The organism is Streptomyces sp. NPDC054887 (assembly GCF_053610585.1).
On sequence record NZ_JBSGYQ010000023.1, the window covers coordinates 33,961 to 49,575 of the forward strand.

A 15,615-nucleotide genomic window follows, 5' to 3' on the forward strand; every position below is an offset into this window, starting at 1 on the left:
GCCGGCGGGTCAGGTCTTCTTGCGGAACTTCGAGATCGCCAGCGGCGCGGTCACCAGCGTGATGGCCACCGCCCAGGCCAGCACCATCCACACGTCGCGGGCGACGGGCCCGCCGATGAACAGCCCGCGCGACGCGTCGGCGAGGCTCGACAGCGGGTTGTAGTCGGTGAAGGTCCGCAGCCAGCCCGGCATCGTCGACGGCGGGGTGAAGATCGACGAGCCGAACTGCAGCGGCATCAGCACGAGCATCGCCATGCCCTGCACGGCCTGCGCCGTCTTCACCGACAGTCCGATGACGATGAAGATCCACATCAGCGAGGCGCCGAAGAGGAGCGAGAGCCCCACGGCCCCCAGCACGTGCAGCGGCGACGTCTCGACCGACATGCCGAGCATGAAGCCCACGGCCAGCAGGATCGCGAAGGCGACCATCATCCGGCCGACCTCGACGACGATCTTCGCTATGAGGACGGAGGACCGGGCGATCGGCATGGTGCGGAACCGGTCCATCACCCCCTTCTGGAAGTCCTCGTTGATGCCGGTGCCGACCGCCATGGAGACGTTCAGGCCCATCATCGCCATGAGACCGGGGACCAGGTAGCTGACGTACTCGTCCTGCCTGCCGTTGCCCGCGACCGCGCCGCCGAAGACGAACACGAAGAGCAGGGTGAAGACGATCGGCATGAGCAGCACGTCGAACATCGACTGCGGATCCTGCTTGATCTGAAGCGTGTTGCGGCGGGCGAGCGCGCCGATGTGCCGCAGGTTGGCCCGCAGGCCGATCCGCCCCTCGCCGCCGTCCGCCTTCACGGCCGTCGGCGCGGGCGCGGGCGGGGTCACTGTCGCCGCGCTCATGCCGCGACCTCCTCGAGCTTGTCGTCGTCGGCGGATCCGGCGGACTCGGCGGACCGGCCGGAGCCGGCCGCCGCGTCGCTCGTCTTCTCGCCCGTGATGGCCAGGAACACCTCGTCCAGGCTGGGCAGATGGGTCCCGATGTGCGCGATGCCGAAGCCACGCGCGCCCAGCAGGCCGACCACGGCGGTCAGTTGCTCGTCGCTGAGGATCGGTACGTACAGCAGGCCCTCGCCCGCGTCGACCTGCGCGCCGGCGATGCCGTCGAGCCCCGCGTCGGCCAGCGCCCGCGCCATCTCCGGCAGCAGGGCCGGGTCGGCCGGGCGGACCTCCAGGGTGCGGCCGCCGACCTTCGCCTTGAGCTCGTCGACCTTGCCGCCCGCGATCACCCGGCCGCGGTCGATGACCGTCAGCTCGCTCGCGAGCTGCTCGGCCTCCTCCATGTACTGGGTGGTGAGCAGGACGGTGACCCCCTCGCCCACCATCCGCTTCACCTCGTCCCAGACCTCGTTGCGCGTCCGGGGGTCGAGTCCGGTCGTCGGCTCGTCCAGGTAGAGCACGGCGGGCTGCCCGATCATGGACGCCGCCAGGTCGAGGCGCCGCCGCATGCCGCCGGAGTACTGCATCACGGGCTTCTTCGCGGCCTCGGTGAGGGAGAACCGCTCCAGCAGTTCGTCCGCGCGCCGGCGCGCGTCCTTGCGGGACAGATCGAGCAGCCGCCCGATCATGTAGAGGTTCTCCCAGCCCGCGAGCTTCTCGTCGACCGAGGCGTACTGCCCGGTCAGACCTATGGTGCGGCGCAGCTGCCGGGGCTGCTTCACCACGTCGTACCCGGCCACGACGGCCGTGCCGGCGTCCGGCTGCACGAGGGTGGAGAGGCAGCGTACGAGGGTGGTCTTGCCGGCGCCGTTGGGCCCGAGGACACCGAGCACGGTGCCTTCCCGTACGTCCAGGTCCACGCCGTCCAGTGCCTTGGTCTCGCCGTAGTGCTTGACCAGTCCCCTTACCTCGACGGCGTTGGCCGCGCCGCCTGTGGGGCTCTTGTCGAATCGCGTCATGCCGACCATGGAAGCAGCCGCCACTGACAACGCGCCGACAGGCGACCGACAGACGACCGACAGACGACCGACAAGGGCCCGACGACGGCCGGCGAACCGCCCTCCGCCCCCGCCCCGCGTACGCCGACAGCCCGCCGATGGGGGATGTCGGCGGGCTGTCCGTGGTGCGGCAGTGGCTTCGATACGGCTAGTGGAAGGTGTGCTCCTCCTGCGGGAACGTTCCGCCGACGACATCGCCGGCGAACGCCTTCGCCGCGTCCCCGAGGGTCTGCCGCAGGTTCGCGTACTGCTTGGTGAAGCGCGGCACCTTGCCGCCGGTCAGACCCGCCATGTCGGTCCACACGAGGACCTGCGCGTCCGTGTCCGGCCCGGCGCCGATGCCGATGGTCGGAATGTGCAGCGAGCGCGTCACCTCGGCGGCCAGCTCGGCCGGTACGAGTTCCAGCACGACCGCGAAGGCGCCGGCGTCCTGCGCCGCCTTCGCGTCCCGCAGCAGCTGGTGCGCGGCCTCGTCGCTGCGCCCCTGCACCCGGTAACCCATGGTGTTCACGGACTGCGGCGTCAGCCCCAGGTGCGACATGACCGGGATGCCGGCCTTCACCAGCAGCTCGGTCTGGGCGTGCGAGCGCTCGCCGCCCTCCAGCTTCACGGCGCCGACCCCGGCGTCCTTGATCAGCCGGGTGGCGTTGCGCAGGGCCTGTACCGGGCCTTCCTGGTACGAGCCGAAGGGGAGGTCGCCGACGACGAGGGCGCGCGTGGTGCCCCGTACGACGGCGGCGGACAGCAGCGTCATCTCGTCCATCGTGACGGGCACGGTGGTCTCGTAACCGAGGTGGCAGTTGCCCATGGAGTCGCCGACGAGGATGACCGGGATGCCGGCCTCGTCGAAGACGGAGGCGGTCATCGCGTCGTACGCGGTGAGCATGGGCCACTTCTCACCGCGCTCCTTGGCGGCGGCGATGTCGTGGACGGTGAGGCGGCGAGTGCCCTTGCCGCCGTACAGCGCCTTGCTGCTGTCGGCGGATGTCTTCTGGGCAGCCTGAAGCGTCATGACCAACGGCTCCTTCGAAATCTCGAGGCGCCCTGACGGCGTCCCCGGACCACGTCCATGGTGGCATCCCGGCGGCGCGTACGGGAAGTGGGGATGCGCGTCGGTCCGCACACACTGGCTGGTTTGTGCGCGTTTCGTCACAGCGTTCCTCCGACGCGCCCGAGCCGGAACCCCGCGGCCGCGCCGTGTCGTCCTGGTGGCAGTAAGGCCGTCGTGTCCCGGCGGCCCGGAAAGACGCCGGTCATCCCCTAGGGTCAGACGGGGGCGGGGCGGTGTGCACGGCAAGGCAGTCAGTGAGGGCAGCGGAAATGGCGCAGGCGTACATGACGGACACCGGGAACGGCAGCTCAGGGCCCGGGCGTCCTGGATCCCGCCTCCTGCGCCGCCTCGGCGGTCTGCGCCACGACCGGGGCATCTGGCGGCGCGGCGTCCTGCTCGCGCTGTGCGCGGTGCTGCTCACCCTGCTGATGGTCCTGCACGCGCAGATCCCGAACGCGATCGGCAACCTCGGCAGCCTCACGGAAACCTTCCTTCCCTGGCTGGGCCTCGGTGTTCCGCTGCTGCTGGCCGGCGCCGTGCTGCGCCGTTCGGCGACCGCGGCCCTCGCCCTGCTGCTCCCGGCCGTGGTCTGGCTGAATCTCTTCGGCGGCCTGCTCACCGACAAGGCCGGTCCCGGTGGCGGTCTCACGGTCGCCACCCACAACGTGAAGGCCGACAACGCCGACCCCGAGGGAACGGCCCGTGAGCTGGCCGGCTCGGGCGCGGACGTGGTCGCCCTCCAGGAACTGAAGGCCAGCGAGGTCCCGGTCTACGAGGACGCCCTCTCGGGCACGTACAAGTACCACTCGGTGCAGGGCACGGTCGGCCTGTGGAGCAAGCACCCCATGACCGGCACCGGGCCCGTCGACATCAAGATGGGCTGGACGCGCGCGATGCGCTCCACGGTGGCCACGCCGGCGGGCGACGTCGCCGTGTACGTCGCCCACCTGCCCTCGGTACGGGTCAAGGTCGACGCCGGCTTCACGGCCGGGCAGCGCGACGACAGCGCGGACGCGCTGGGCGAGGCGATCGCCCGGGAGCCCGTCGAGAGGGTCGTCCTCCTCGGCGACCTCAACGGCACCATGAACGACCGCGCCCTGAACGCCGTCACCTCGCAGATGCGCTCCACGCAGGGCGCGGCGGGCGACGGCTTCGGCTTCAGCTGGCCGGCGTCGTTCCCGATGGCGCGGATCGACCAGATCATGGTCAAGGGGATCAGGCCGGTGTCCTCGTGGGCCCTGCCGGAGACCGGCAGCGACCACCTGCCGATCGCGGCGCGCGTCGAGCTCTGACGACGGTCGCCGCACGGTTCGCGGGGCCGGCCGCGCCCGCTCGCAACCCCGCGTTCGCAGCGCGGAACATTTCACCTGAGAGGCTTTGTTCAGTACGGGAACGTACTATCGCGCCCCCAGCCACTGAAAAGGTCCCTCCATGCCCAGGCCGCCCCGGCCCGTAGCCCTGCTCGCCCTCGCCGTCAGCGCCTTCGGCATCGGCACCACCGAGTTCGTGATGATGGGCCTGCTGCCCAACGTCGCGGACGATCTGGGCACCTCGGTGCCCACCGCGGGCCACCTGGTGTCGGCGTACGCGATCGGTGTGGTCATCGGCGCCCCGCTGCTCACCGCGCTCGGCTCCCGCATCCCGCGCAAGCGGATGCTGCTCCTGCTCATGGCCCTGTTCACGGTCGGCAACCTGGCCTCCGCCCTCGCCCCGGGCTTCGGCTGGCTGGTCGCGGGGCGGGTGCTCGCCGGGCTGCCGCACGGCGCGTTCTTCGGCGTCGGCGCGGTGGTCGCCGCCCGGCTGGTCGCGGACGGGCGGCAGGCGCGGGCCGTCGCGACGATGTTCCTCGGCCTGACGGTCGCCAACATCGTCGGCGTGCCGGCCGCCACCCTGCTCGGCCAGCACCTCGGATGGCGGGCGACGTTCCTGGTGGTGGCGGCGATCGGGCTGGTCGCGATGGCGGCGCTGGCCCGCCTGGTGCCGTACGTCCCGCTGGACGAGCGGCAGAACGTACGCCGGGAACTGCGCGCCCTCGGCGACCGTCAGGTCATGCTCGGACTGCTCACCGCCGTCTTCGGCTTCGCCGGCGTCTTCGCCGTCTACTCCTACCTGGCCTCGATGACCACCGAGGTCATGGGCTTCGGCGAGTCCTCGGTCACCGTCGTCCTGGCCCTCTTCGGCATCGGCATGACCCTGGGCGCCCTGGCGGCGGGCCCGCTGACCGACCGGGCCCTGCGGCCCACCCTGTACGGCTCACTGGGCGCGCTCGCGCTGGTGCTGCTCGCCTTCCACTTCACGGCGCACGTGCGGTGGGCGGCGCTGGTCACCGTCGTGGTGCTGGGCGCGGTCGGCTTCATGACCACGACGCCGCTCCAGATGCTCGTCATGAACAAGGCCAAGGACGCGCCGACGCTGGCGTCCGCATCCAACCACTCCGCGTTCAACCTCGCGAACGCGGGCGGCGCCTGGCTCGGCGGCACGGCGATCGCCGCCGGCTGGGGCTGGACGAGCCCCACGCTCGTCGGAGCGGTGCTGGCCGTCACGGGCCTCGCCGTCGCGGCGACGGCCGGCCTGCTGGACCGTGCTCCGGCCTCGTCCCGCTCCCGGGTGGTCGCCTCCGGCGAGGCGGCGGCCCCGGCGCGCGAGCCGGCGCACGACACGGCGGGCTGAGCGGGGCCGGGCGGGCCTTCCCGCCCGGCCCGCCCGCGGCCCGCCGTCAGCCGGACTCGCGCCAGCGGTTCGTGATCGGCAGGCGGCGGTCCTTGCCGAAGCCCTTCGCGGAGATCTTCGTGCCCGGCGGGTACTGCCGGCGCTTGTACTCGGCGGTGTCGACCATCCGGATCGTCCTCGCCACCATCTGCCGGTCGAAACCGGCGGCCACGATCGCCTCCAGGCCCTGGTCCTGGTCGACGTACAGCTCCAGGACGCGGTCCAGGACCTCGTAGTCCGGCAGCGAGTCGGTGTCGACCTGCCCCGGCCGCAGCTCCGCGCTCGGCGGCTTGAAGATCGAGTTCTCCGGGATCGGCGGGACCTGGCCCCGCTCCTCGGCCGCCCTGTTCCGCCACCGGGCGAGCGTGAAGATCCACGTCTTGTAGACGTCCTTGATGGGCCCGTACGCGCCCACGGAGTCGCCGTACAGCGTCGAGTAGCCCACCGCGAGCTCCGACTTGTTGCCCGGCGCGAGCACGAGCTGGCCCTCCTGGTTGGAGATGGCCATCAGCGTCGTCCCGCGCAGCCGCGACTGGAGGTTCTCCTCGGCCAGCCCGGTCAGACCGAGCGCGTCCATGTAGGCGTCGAACATCGGCTCGATGGCCACGGTCCGGTAGTTCAGTCCGGTACGCCGGGCCAGTTCGGCGGCGTCGTCCTTCGAGTGGTCCGAGGAGTACTTCGAGGGCATGGACACGCCGTACACGTTCGGCGCGCCCACCGCGTCGCACGCGATCGCCGCCACGAGGGCCGAGTCGATGCCCCCGGACAGACCGACCAGGACCCTGTCGAAGCCGTTCTTGGCGACGTACGCGCGCAGGCCCACCACCAGCGCCGAGTACACCTCCTCCGGGTCCTCCAGGCGCTCGGCGTAACCGCCCGTCAGCTCCGGCTCGTACGCCGGCACCGGGTCCTCGGAGAGGATCACGCGGTCGATGTGCAGCTTGTCGTCGACGACTCCGGCCGGCGCCTCGGCGGCCGGCGCCGCCGCGGGCAGGTCCAGGTCGAGCAGCATGCTGCCCTCGGAGAACTGCGGGGCCCGGGCTACGACTTCGCCGTTCTTGTCGCAGACGATCGAGTCACCGTCGTAGACCAGCTCGTCCTGGCCGCCGATCATCGCGACGTAGGCCGTCGTGCAGCCCGCCTCCTGGGCGCGCTTGCGGACCAGTTCGAGCCGGCTGTCGTCCTTGTGGACCTCGTAGGGCGAGGCGTTGATCGAAACCAGCAGACCCGCGCCGGCGGACCGGGCGGCCGGCACGCGCCCGCCGTCCTGCCACAGGTCCTCGCAGATGGCGAGGGCGACGTCGACGCCGCGCACCCGGACGACGGGCAGCGAGTCGCCCGGCACGAAGTACCGGAACTCGTCGAAGACGCCGTAGTTCGGCAGGTGGTGCTTGGCGAAGGACAGCGCGACCTCGCCGCGGTGCAGCACGGCGGCGGCGTCCTGCGGGGCGCCGGCGGGCTGGCCGTAGCGCGGCTGGGCCTTCTCGCAGCGGTCGAGGTAGCCGACGACGACGGGGATCTCCCCGAAGCCCTCGTCGGCGAGGCGCACCGCCAGCGCGCGGACGGCCTCGCGCGAGGCCTCGACGAAGGACGAACGCAGCGCGAGGTCCTCGACGGGGTAGCCGGTCAGCGCCATCTCGGGGAACGCCACGAGGTGGGCGCCCTGCCCGGCGGCGTGCCGGGTCCAGTGGACGATCGCTTCCGCGTTGCCGGCCAGGTCGCCGACGGTCGAGTCGATCTGATTCAGAGCGAGGCGTAGTTGAGGCACGCGCCCAGTCTAATCGTCTGTTTGACGCTATGTCCTGGGGGAGCCGGCAACGGCCGTCCGAATCCCTTGACCGGTGCCGCTCCGGACGGCGTCGAGGGACTCGGAACGCCGCGCGGCCGAGGCCCGGACCCGGAGCTCCGGCGTCCACCGGTGACCCCGTGCGGCGCCCCGGGCGCCGCGAAGTAGCGTTCACCCCACTATGCCGATTGCGTTTCTCCGCGGTACCCGGCCCGTCGCCGTCCTCCTCCTGCTCGGCGCCGCCGCGTACACCGCCTGGGTGCTCGAAGCCGTCCTCGCGACCGGCCTCGACCCCCTGCGCACGTACGTGAGCGAACTGGCGGCCGAGGACCAGCCGTTCGGCGGCCTGTTCCGGTCCACCGACCTCACGGCGGGCCTGCTGATCCTCGCGGGCGCGCTGTGGGCGTTCGCCGCGTACCGGCCGCGCGGGCTCTGGGACGTCACCGGCTGGGCGGCGCTCGCCCTCTTCGGCGCCGCGACCGCCGTCGACTCCCGGCTGCCGATGAGCTGCTCGACGACCTCGGACGCCGCCTGCGCGGCCCGCGAGGCGGCCGGGCTCGTGCCGGCGACCCACACGGCCCACACCTGGAGCAGCAGCGTCGCGTCGACCGCGGCGGTCGTCGGCGTCGTCGCGCTGACCGTCGCGGCGCGCCGCCGCCACGACCGCGGGTCCCTCCTCGCCCGTACCGGACCGGCCCTCGCGGCGGCCGAACTGGCGGCCACCGCCTGGACCCTGGCCTCCATCGCCGCCTTCGAGGCCGGCAACGGCACCTGGCTCCTCGGGGCCGGCCAGCGGCTCCAGGTCCTGATCGCGGCGGTCTGGCTCGTCCTGCTGGCGATGTCGGTGGCGCGCGAGAAGCTGTACGAGTGACCTCGACCGGACGTTTCCTCAGGATCGGCGGCACCGCGCACCACGTGGTCGTGGACGGCGACGGGCCCGTGTGCGTGCTGAGCGCCGGGCTCGGCATGAGCTGGTTCGACTGGGACCCCGTCGTGGCGCTGCTCGCGCCCTCGCGCACGGTCGTGCGGTTCGACCGCCCCGGCCACGGCCTGAGCGCCCCGGCGCCGGCCGGGACGCCGCCCACGGCCGACGGCGAGGCGCACCGCGTCGCCGCGGTGCTCGACGCGCTCGGCCTGCCCCCGCGCGGCGCACCCGTCACCGTCGTGGGGCACTCGGTCGCCGGGTTCCACGCGGAGGCGTTCGCCCGCCGGTACCCGGCCCGTACGGCCTCCCTCGTGCTCGTCGACTCCAGCGTCGAGGAACACGCGCGCACCCCCGCCGCCCCCGCCCTGCGCACCGCCGCGACGCGGGCGCTGGGCACGGCCCTGTCCGCCGCCGGGCTCCCGGCGGCGCTCGGACCGCTCGCCCGCGGCGCGGCGGTCCGCGCCGGCCGCGCGCACCCGGCGGGCGGCCCGGGCGGCGACCCCGCCCCCGCCCCGCTCGTACGCCGCTGCTACCGCACCTCCCGGGTCCTGCGCGGAGCGCTCCGGGAGAACACCCACTACCGGGCCGTCGCCGCCGGACTCCTCGCCCTGCGCGAGCGCCACCCGCTGCCCGACGGCGTCCCGGTCACGGTCCTGGCGGCGTACGACGGCCGCGGCGGAAGCGGTGCGACGCGCTGGCTCGAACGGCAGCGCGGCCTCGCGAGCACTCTCGGCGCCCGCTTCGAGGTGGCCGAGCCCGCCGGTCACCTGGTGATGCTGGACCGCCCGGACGCGGTGGTCCGGGCGGTCCTGGCGGCCGGCCCCTCCTAGGGGCGCCGGGCCGCGCCCCGCTCCTCGAGCAGATCGGCCATCAGCGCGATCTCGGACTCCTGGGCGTCGACCATGCCCTGCGCCAGGGACTTCTGCGGCCCCACCTCGCACCGCTCGGCGCAGCCCTTCGCCATCGTGACGCCGCCCTTGTGGTGGGCGGTCATCAGCCGCAGGAAGAGGATCTCGGCCTGCCGGCCGTCCGCCGCACGGAGCTCCGCCAGGTCGGCCCTGGTCGCCATGCCGGGCATCAGCGACCCGTCCCGTGCCTCGTGCGCCCCGTGGGCCCCGTGCCCGCCGTGCCCGGCTCCGCCCCCGGCCATCCAGGCCATCGGCTCGTCCGACGAGACCTTCGGCAGGCCCCACAGGTCGAGCCAGCCGAGCATCATGCCCCGCTGGTTGGCCTGGGTGTTGGCGATGTCGTACGCCAGCCTGCGCACGTCCTCGTCCTTCGTGCGGTCGCGCACGATGAACGACATCTCCACCGCCTGCTGGTGGTGCACGGACATGTCCCGGGCGAAGCCCGCGTCCGCGGAGTCCCCGGCGGGCGTACGGGAAGCCGGCGAACCGCCGTCCTCGCTCCCGCTCCCGGCGGCGACCGTGACGGCCCCCGCCGCGAAGAGCAGCGCGAGCACGACGGCCGTGAGGGCCGCCCCGTACGCACGCGTCATCACTGGGCCATTCCGCCCGTGCACGCCGCACCCGGCTCGGGCGTCTGCGGCCCCTGCACGTACTTCGTGAAGAACTGGTCGACCCGCGGGTCCGCGGCGCTGTCCACCGTCACCTGCTTGCCCCACGCGCTGAGCATGAGGGCGCCGGCCTGGTCCTTCACCGGGCTCATCAGGGAGTACGGGGTCTTGCCGACCTTCTCGGCGAGCTTCTCGACGTCCGCGTCGGCCGCCTTGTCGTTGTAGGTCACCCACACCGCGCCGTGCTCCAGCGAGTGCACCGCGTTGACCTTGGGGATCTCCTTCTTGTAGACGTCGCCCTCGCAGTTCATCCAGACCTGCGAGTGGTCGCCGCCCACCGGCGGGGTCATCGGGTACGAGACGTCCTTCGTGACGTGGTCGCGTCCGAGCTTCTTCGCGTCCCAGGACTTCTCCTGCTTCACGGGCGCCTTGGCCAGGGCGGTCTTGCGGTCCTTCTCCTCCGACTCCTGGAGGAGGACGAACGAGCCGAACCCGACGAGGCCGAGCACGACGACCGAGCTGATGCCGATCACCAGGAAGCGGTTTCTGCGCTCGCGGGCCTGTTCGGCGCGGCGCATCTCCTCTATTCGGGCCTTGCGGGACGCGTTCGCGGTCTTGTTGGAAGCCATGATGTGAGTCCTTCGTCCTGCTGAAAGTGTGTGGGGGTCGCGGAGGCAAGTACCGGGGGACGGGCGTCCCGGCTACGTCCGCATCACCTGAAGGACATGGCGTCCCGGCGCCCTGGCGAGTATGCCGGAACCGCGCGCCGGCCCGACGGCGGCCGGCGGTGCGAAGGGCTGCGGCTCGGCGGCGGCCGGCGTGGCCGGCGGCGGCACGGTGAGCACGGCGGGGGACAGGTGCGGGAAGACGCCGCAGTGCTGCGAGTCGTACGGGCAGACGTACGCGGGTCCGCCCCGCGCCTGCGGGGCGGCCGTCACTGTGGCCGCACTCCCGGTGGCCCCGGTTCCGTGGCCTTCCCGGGGCTCGGGGCTGATCGCCAGGCAGACGAAGAGCGCGGCGAGGAGCGTCGCCACGGCGCTCAGCAGCGCCATGGGACGTCCCATGCGCCTGGTGCGCCCGGTGCGGGATCGCCGCCGTCCCCCCATGGGCGGAAATCGTAGTGCGCCGCGGGGGCCCGTTGGCCATACGGGTCGCATCCCTTTGCGGCCGGTGGCACGGATTCCGCGGTGGGCTGATCGGCAACCCGCCGTTCATGGTGCAAATCGGATCCCGGCTGGGACGGGGCGGGAGGACGGGGCGGGCCGGACCCCGTGACCCGGTCGGTCACGAGGGGGCCGGGTCACGGGGTCCGAGCGTCAGCGCGGGGCGAAGCGGTGGGCCAGTGTGAAGGAGTGCCCGGCCGGGTCGGAGTACACGCGCTCGTCGCGCGGCCCGCTGTTGTCCTTGGTGTCCACGGGCCGCGCGCCCAGGCTTACGGCCTCGCGCTCCGCCTCGTCCATGTCACCGCGCTCCACCAGGATCCGCAGGTGTGCCTGCTGCGAGTCCTCCGGACGCGGCCAGCTCGGCGGCGCGTAACCGTGGTCGCGGCGGATGGCCATGAAGACGCCCTGCTGCCCCACGACCTCCACGAAATCCGGATTGGCACCGGTCCGTGCCTCCGCGTCCAGCAGGCCGGCGTAGAACTCCGCCAGCACCTCGGGCTCCGCGCAGTCCAGGACCAGAACGCTTCGCTTCGCGACCGTCATCTGCTCTCCCCAATACACCCGGGACGACCCCGATGTCCGCAGTGGGCCGGACGGCCCACTGACCCGCGTACCCGCCGCTTGCGGCGGCACACGGACCGTCACGCACGGCCGGACCGGTGGCATCACGCCGGGGGGAGCGGGTACCCGCTGCTCGCTGTCTCCGGTCGCGCGCGCGATCTGGGCGGGCGAGCCTGGGGATCGGCGACGACGAGAGAAAGAAGCCTCACAGTGAACAGCACGGAACACTCCGGAACGCAGGTCCTGGTGGAACTGACGGGCAGCTCCAAGGAGGACGCCAACGCCGTCTTCGGCGCGCTGTGCACCGCCTTCGAGTCCGACCGCGAGGCCGACGAGGAACTGCACAACGGCGTGAACGGGCGCCCGATGGTGTGGAGCGCCACGTACGACGTGTTCGGCGTCCGGGAGCAGGCCGCTCCCGCCCGCCTGACGGCGCCCGTCACCGTCACGCTCCAGGGCGGCTACCGGGCGGTGGAGCAGGTGCGCGAGCAGCTCGCGGCGGCGTTCGCCGTCCAGGAGGAGGGCTCGGCGTCCGGCGACCAGGAGAAGGAGCTCCAGCTCCGTCTGGAGAGCGGACCCGGGACCTCGCCATGACGGACGGGCCCGGCGGGCCCGCCGGGACGGGCGGGACGGACTCCGGGAGCGGGAGAGGACGCCGGGCGACGGACAAGCTGCTGCGCGGCCGTCACGAGACGGAGGAGGAGCGGGCGGACCGGCTCTGGGTGGAGCTGCTCCAGGAGCTGCGGGTCGCCCAGACCGGCGTACAGGTGCTCTTCGGCTTCCTGCTGACCGTCGTCTTCCAGCCCCGGTACACCGAGCTGTCCCGTACCGACCACGGCATCTACGTCGTCACGGTCGTGCTGGGCGCCGCGACGGTCGGCGCGCTCGTCGGCCCGGTGTCGTTCCACCGTCTGGTCACCGGCCGGCGGATCAAGCCGCAGACGGTCCTGTGGGCCTCGCGGCTGACCGTCGTCGGACTGGTGCTGATGCTGTGCACGATGGCGTCCGCGCTGCTGCTGATCCTGCGCGTGGCCCTGCACGACACCACCGCGCTGTGGCTGGTCGGCGCTCTGGTGCTGTGGTTCGTCCTGTGCTGGTTCGTACTGCCCGTCTGGGCCCGGCACGCCAGTGCGGGCAGGGACTGACCGAAGTCACTCCCTGCCCGCACCGGTGCGCGGCCCTGCCCGGCCCCGCGTGATCCGTGCCGCCGCGCCTACGCGGCGCCGCCGCGAGCGCTGCCCGCGCCGCTGCCGCCGTAGGACCGGCGGCGCGCCTGCGCCGGAGCGCTGCGGCGCCCGCGCTGCGAGGACGCACTGCGGGCCGGGCGCTCCCTGACGGGCGACGAGATGACGACCGGTACGCCGGAGGGCGCCTGCGCACCGGTGATCCGGCTCAGCTCGGCGTCGCCGGAACGCACCTGGGCGGTGTGCGGGGTGATGCCCGCGGCCTGCATCAGGCGGGTCATCTCGCGGCGCTGGTTGGGCTGCACCAGCGTGACGACGCTGCCGGACTCGCCCGCGCGGGCGGTACGGCCGCCCCGGTGCAGGTAGTCCTTGTGGTCGGTCGGCGGGTCGACGTTGACCACGAGGTCGAGGTTGTCGACGTGGATGCCGCGGGCCGCGACGTTGGTCGCCACCAGCACGGTCACGTGCCCGCTCTTGAACTGGTCGAGCGTGCGCGTGCGCTGCGGCTGCGACTTGCCGCCGTGCAGCGCGGCCGCCCGTACGCCGCTGGCCAGCAGGTCCCGGGTCAGCCGGTCCACGGCGTGCTTGGTGTCCAGGAACATGATCACCTTGCCGTCGCGGGCGGCGATCTCGGTGGCCGTGGCCTGCTTGTCGGCCGGGTGGACGTGCAGCAGGTGGTGCTCCATCGTCGTGACCGCGCCCTGCGACGGGTCGACCGAGTGGACCACCGGGTCGGTCAGGTAGTTGCGTACCAGCTTGTCGACATTGCGGTCCAGGGTGGCCGAGAACAGCATCGTCTGGCCCTCCGGCGCGACCTGCTGGAGCAGCTCGGTGACCTGGGGCATGAAGCCCATGTCGGTCATCTGGTCGGCCTCGTCCAGCACCGTGATCTTCACCTGGTCCAGGCGGCAGTCACGGCGGTCGATGAGGTCCTTGAGCCGGCCCGGGGTGGCCACGACGACCTCGGCCCCGGTGCGCAGCGCGCCGGCCTGGCGGCCGATCGACATGCCGCCGACCACCGTGGCGAGCCGCAGCCGCACGGCGCGGGCGTAGGGCGTCAGGGCGTCCGTGACCTGCTGGGCGAGCTCACGGGTGGGGACGAGCACCAGGGCCAGCGGCTGACGCGGCTCGGCGCGCTTTCCGGCCGTCCTGGCCAGCAGCGCGAGCCCGAAGGCCAGCGTCTTGCCGGAGCCGGTGCGCCCGCGTCCCAGGACGTCGCGTCCGGTCAGCGTGTTGGGCAGGGTGGCGGCCTGGATTGGGAACGGCACCGTCACGCCCTGGGCGGTCAGCGCCGACAGCAGGGCCGCGGGCATGTCCAGCTGGTCGAAGGCCTCGACCGCCGGAAGCGCCGGCGAGGTGCCGACCGGCAGGGCGAACTCGCCCTGGGGCGCCGAGGAGCGGCGCTGCGGGGAGCGGCCGGAGTAGCCGGAAGAACGGCTGGGGGCGGCGGGGCGGAAGCGCTCGCCGCGGTCGCTGGTGCGGCCGGCGTGGTTGCCGCCGGCGCGGGTGCGGGCGAATCGTTCACGGTCGTTGGAGCGTGCTGCGCGGTTCATGTGAACCTTCCTCGATGGGCACGTATCGAGGAATTCCGGGCAGCGGTCACCACGAGAGTGACTGTGCAAGGAATCGCAAGAACGAGCCGGTAATTTAAAAGCCGAAATGAAGCCGGTGAAAAGGTTTGAATTCCTTCTGGCCGGGAGCTTCGAAGTGGCTGCAGTCCGCGCGGAGAAAGTGCGGACGGGGCGGGGCGACGAGAATCGTGGCCGACCGCTCAGGAGTCGGCCGCGCTATAGGGGCGGCCGAGTCGGGGCAACGATTCAAAGCAACGAGACGGGGCCCGCACCCTCAGGTGCGGGCCCCGACCGTGTAGTACGCGTCAGCGTCAGGCGGGAACGATGTTCTCGGCCTGCGGGCCCTTCTGGCCCTGCGTGACGTCGAAGGTCACCTTCTGGCCTTCCTGAAGCTCACGGAAGCCCTGGGTGGCGATGTTGGAGTAGTGGGCGAAGACGTCAGCGCCGCCACCCTCCTGCTCGATGAAGCCGAAACCCTTTTCGGCGTTGAACCACTTCACGGTGCCAGAAGCCATGTCAATTCTCCTTTGGAGCAGTGCCGGAGACCGCCGTGTGCGGACTCCGAGTCGCGTTGCCGCGATGATTGCCCCGTCCGGAAACAAAGCACCGGAAATACGAAAGTGCGCCCGCAACAGAGAGTCGCGGGAGCACTTGAAGTTTGGGAACCACAACTGCAACTGAGATCAACAGTAGCACGGAGAGGCCGCCGCGCCAGGGGGCTTTCGTCACATCGGCCGTGGCGCCATAAACCCTCTACGCACGCCGCTTTAAATTCTGCAGCTGCCGCACTAGGTATTTTGCTCGCGCAGTTGCTCGTTGATGCGCAGGGCGTCTTCCAGCTGGTCCTCGAGGATCACGATGCGGCAGGCGGCGTCGATGGGCGTGCCCTGGTCGACCAGTTCCCGGGCGCGGGCGGCCACGCGGAGCTGGTAGCGGGAGTAGCGGCGGTGGCCGCCCTCCGAACGCAACGGGGTGATCAGCCGTGCTTCGCCGATGGCCCGCAGGAACGCGGGGGTGGTGCCGATCATCTCGGCGGCCCGGCCCATGGTGTAGGCGGGGAAGTCGTCGTCGTCGAAGCGGTCGGCCTTGGTGGTCCGATGGGTCTGAGCGGTCACTTGCACCATCTTCTGTAGCGCGCGGGGCGGACACTACGAGTGTGGCATGTCTGCTGCGGCGGTGGCAGATTTTCGTCTCCCGGCGCCC

Annotated in this window: 17 protein-coding genes; 6 read left to right on the plus strand and 11 right to left on the minus strand. The window is 72.2% G+C overall.

Annotation, left to right across the window (positions count from 1 at the left end; genetic code table 11):
• Nucleotides 1-9 precede the first annotated feature (9 nt).
• The 3 genes from ACWGH0_RS15550 to panB all read right to left on the minus strand — a co-directional run bounded on the left by ACWGH0_RS15550 (nt 10) and on the right by panB (nt 2,958).
• A complete protein-coding gene (locus tag ACWGH0_RS15550) occupies nt 10-852 on the minus strand; it encodes an ABC transporter permease (protein WP_453404657.1) in 843 nt (280 codons plus the stop codon).
• Nucleotides 849-1,907 carry an ATP-binding cassette domain-containing protein gene (locus ACWGH0_RS15555; RefSeq protein WP_453404658.1) on the minus strand — a complete coding sequence of 353 codons (1,059 nt, stop codon included), beginning with the start codon at nt 1,905-1,907 and terminating at the stop codon, nt 849-851. The genes ACWGH0_RS15550 and ACWGH0_RS15555 overlap by 4 nt, the downstream gene beginning before the upstream one ends.
• Nucleotides 1,908-2,094: 187 nt before the next feature.
• Entirely contained in the window at nt 2,095-2,958 is an 864-nt protein-coding gene (panB, locus tag ACWGH0_RS15560) for a 3-methyl-2-oxobutanoate hydroxymethyltransferase (protein ID WP_453404659.1), read from the minus strand.
• Nucleotides 2,959-3,266: 308 nt separating this feature from the next.
• Here panB and ACWGH0_RS15565 point away from each other — a divergent pair, with 308 nt between their 5' ends.
• Together ACWGH0_RS15565 and ACWGH0_RS15570 are read left to right on the plus strand one after the other, a co-directional pair.
• Nucleotides 3,267-4,289: an endonuclease/exonuclease/phosphatase family protein gene (locus ACWGH0_RS15565; RefSeq protein WP_453404706.1), complete on the plus strand. Its 1,023-nt coding sequence runs from the start codon at nt 3,267-3,269 to the stop codon at nt 4,287-4,289.
• Between the two features lie 139 nt (nt 4,290-4,428).
• On the plus strand, nt 4,429-5,667 hold the full coding sequence (locus ACWGH0_RS15570; RefSeq protein ID WP_453404660.1) for an MFS transporter: 1,239 nt from the start codon (nt 4,429-4,431) through the stop codon (nt 5,665-5,667).
• 46 nt (nt 5,668-5,713) lie between these two features.
• Here ACWGH0_RS15570 and ACWGH0_RS15575 read toward each other — a convergent pair whose 3' ends face one another.
• Entirely contained in the window at nt 5,714-7,474 is a 1,761-nt protein-coding gene (locus tag ACWGH0_RS15575) for an NAD+ synthase (protein ID WP_453404661.1), read from the minus strand.
• Nucleotides 7,475-7,673: 199 nt separating this feature from the next.
• Here ACWGH0_RS15575 and ACWGH0_RS15580 point away from each other — a divergent pair, with 199 nt between their 5' ends.
• Entirely contained in the window at nt 7,674-8,363 is a 690-nt protein-coding gene (locus ACWGH0_RS15580) for a DUF998 domain-containing protein (protein ID WP_453404662.1), read from the plus strand.
• A complete protein-coding gene (locus tag ACWGH0_RS15585; protein WP_453404663.1) occupies nt 8,360-9,247 on the plus strand; it encodes an alpha/beta fold hydrolase in 888 nt (295 codons plus the stop codon). Before ACWGH0_RS15580 ends, ACWGH0_RS15585 begins: the two co-directional genes overlap by 4 nt.
• Here the strand turns inward: ACWGH0_RS15585 and ACWGH0_RS15590 are convergent.
• The 4 genes from ACWGH0_RS15590 to ACWGH0_RS15605 all read right to left on the minus strand — a co-directional run bounded on the left by ACWGH0_RS15590 (nt 9,244) and on the right by ACWGH0_RS15605 (nt 11,639).
• Nucleotides 9,244-9,915 carry a DUF305 domain-containing protein gene (locus tag ACWGH0_RS15590; protein WP_453404664.1) on the minus strand — a complete coding sequence of 224 codons (672 nt, stop codon included), beginning with the start codon at nt 9,913-9,915 and terminating at the stop codon, nt 9,244-9,246. The two genes, ACWGH0_RS15585 and ACWGH0_RS15590, sit on opposite strands and share 4 nt — an antisense overlap.
• Entirely contained in the window at nt 9,915-10,562 is a 648-nt protein-coding gene (locus ACWGH0_RS15595) for a DUF3105 domain-containing protein (RefSeq protein WP_453404665.1), read from the minus strand. Before ACWGH0_RS15595 ends, ACWGH0_RS15590 begins: the two co-directional genes overlap by 1 nt.
• A gap of 72 nt (nt 10,563-10,634) precedes the next feature.
• Nucleotides 10,635-10,997 (minus strand): hypothetical protein, encoded by a 363-nt coding sequence (locus ACWGH0_RS15600; RefSeq protein ID WP_453404666.1) that lies wholly within the window; start codon nt 10,995-10,997, stop codon nt 10,635-10,637.
• Between the two features lie 252 nt (nt 10,998-11,249).
• Nucleotides 11,250-11,639, minus strand: a complete 390-nt coding sequence (locus ACWGH0_RS15605; protein WP_453404667.1) for a VOC family protein — start codon at nt 11,637-11,639, stop codon at nt 11,250-11,252.
• A 228-nt stretch (nt 11,640-11,867) separates the two neighbouring features.
• Between ACWGH0_RS15605 and ACWGH0_RS15610 the strand changes: the two genes are divergently transcribed.
• Both ACWGH0_RS15610 and ACWGH0_RS15615 read left to right on the plus strand, forming a co-directional pair.
• The gene (locus tag ACWGH0_RS15610) at nt 11,868-12,251 is read left to right on the plus strand and encodes a hypothetical protein (RefSeq protein ID WP_453404668.1); all 384 of its coding nucleotides are present in this window, start codon (nt 11,868-11,870) and stop codon (nt 12,249-12,251) included.
• Nucleotides 12,248-12,802 carry a DUF6328 family protein gene (locus ACWGH0_RS15615; protein ID WP_453404669.1) on the plus strand — a complete coding sequence of 185 codons (555 nt, stop codon included), beginning with the start codon at nt 12,248-12,250 and terminating at the stop codon, nt 12,800-12,802. The genes ACWGH0_RS15610 and ACWGH0_RS15615 overlap by 4 nt, the downstream gene beginning before the upstream one ends.
• A gap of 68 nt (nt 12,803-12,870) precedes the next feature.
• Here the strand turns inward: ACWGH0_RS15615 and ACWGH0_RS15620 are convergent, their stop codons facing one another.
• From ACWGH0_RS15620 to ACWGH0_RS15630, 3 genes are all read right to left on the minus strand, one after another.
• Nucleotides 12,871-14,394, minus strand: coding sequence for a DEAD/DEAH box helicase (locus tag ACWGH0_RS15620; RefSeq protein WP_453404670.1), 1,524 nt, complete (start codon nt 14,392-14,394; stop codon nt 12,871-12,873).
• 329 nt (nt 14,395-14,723) lie between these two features.
• Nucleotides 14,724-14,927, minus strand: a complete 204-nt coding sequence (locus ACWGH0_RS15625) for a cold-shock protein (RefSeq protein ID WP_028811307.1) — start codon at nt 14,925-14,927, stop codon at nt 14,724-14,726.
• 273 nt (nt 14,928-15,200) lie between these two features.
• On the minus strand, nt 15,201-15,458 hold the full coding sequence (locus ACWGH0_RS15630; RefSeq protein ID WP_453404707.1) for a MerR family transcriptional regulator: 258 nt from the start codon (nt 15,456-15,458) through the stop codon (nt 15,201-15,203).
• Nucleotides 15,459-15,615 lie beyond the last annotated feature (157 nt).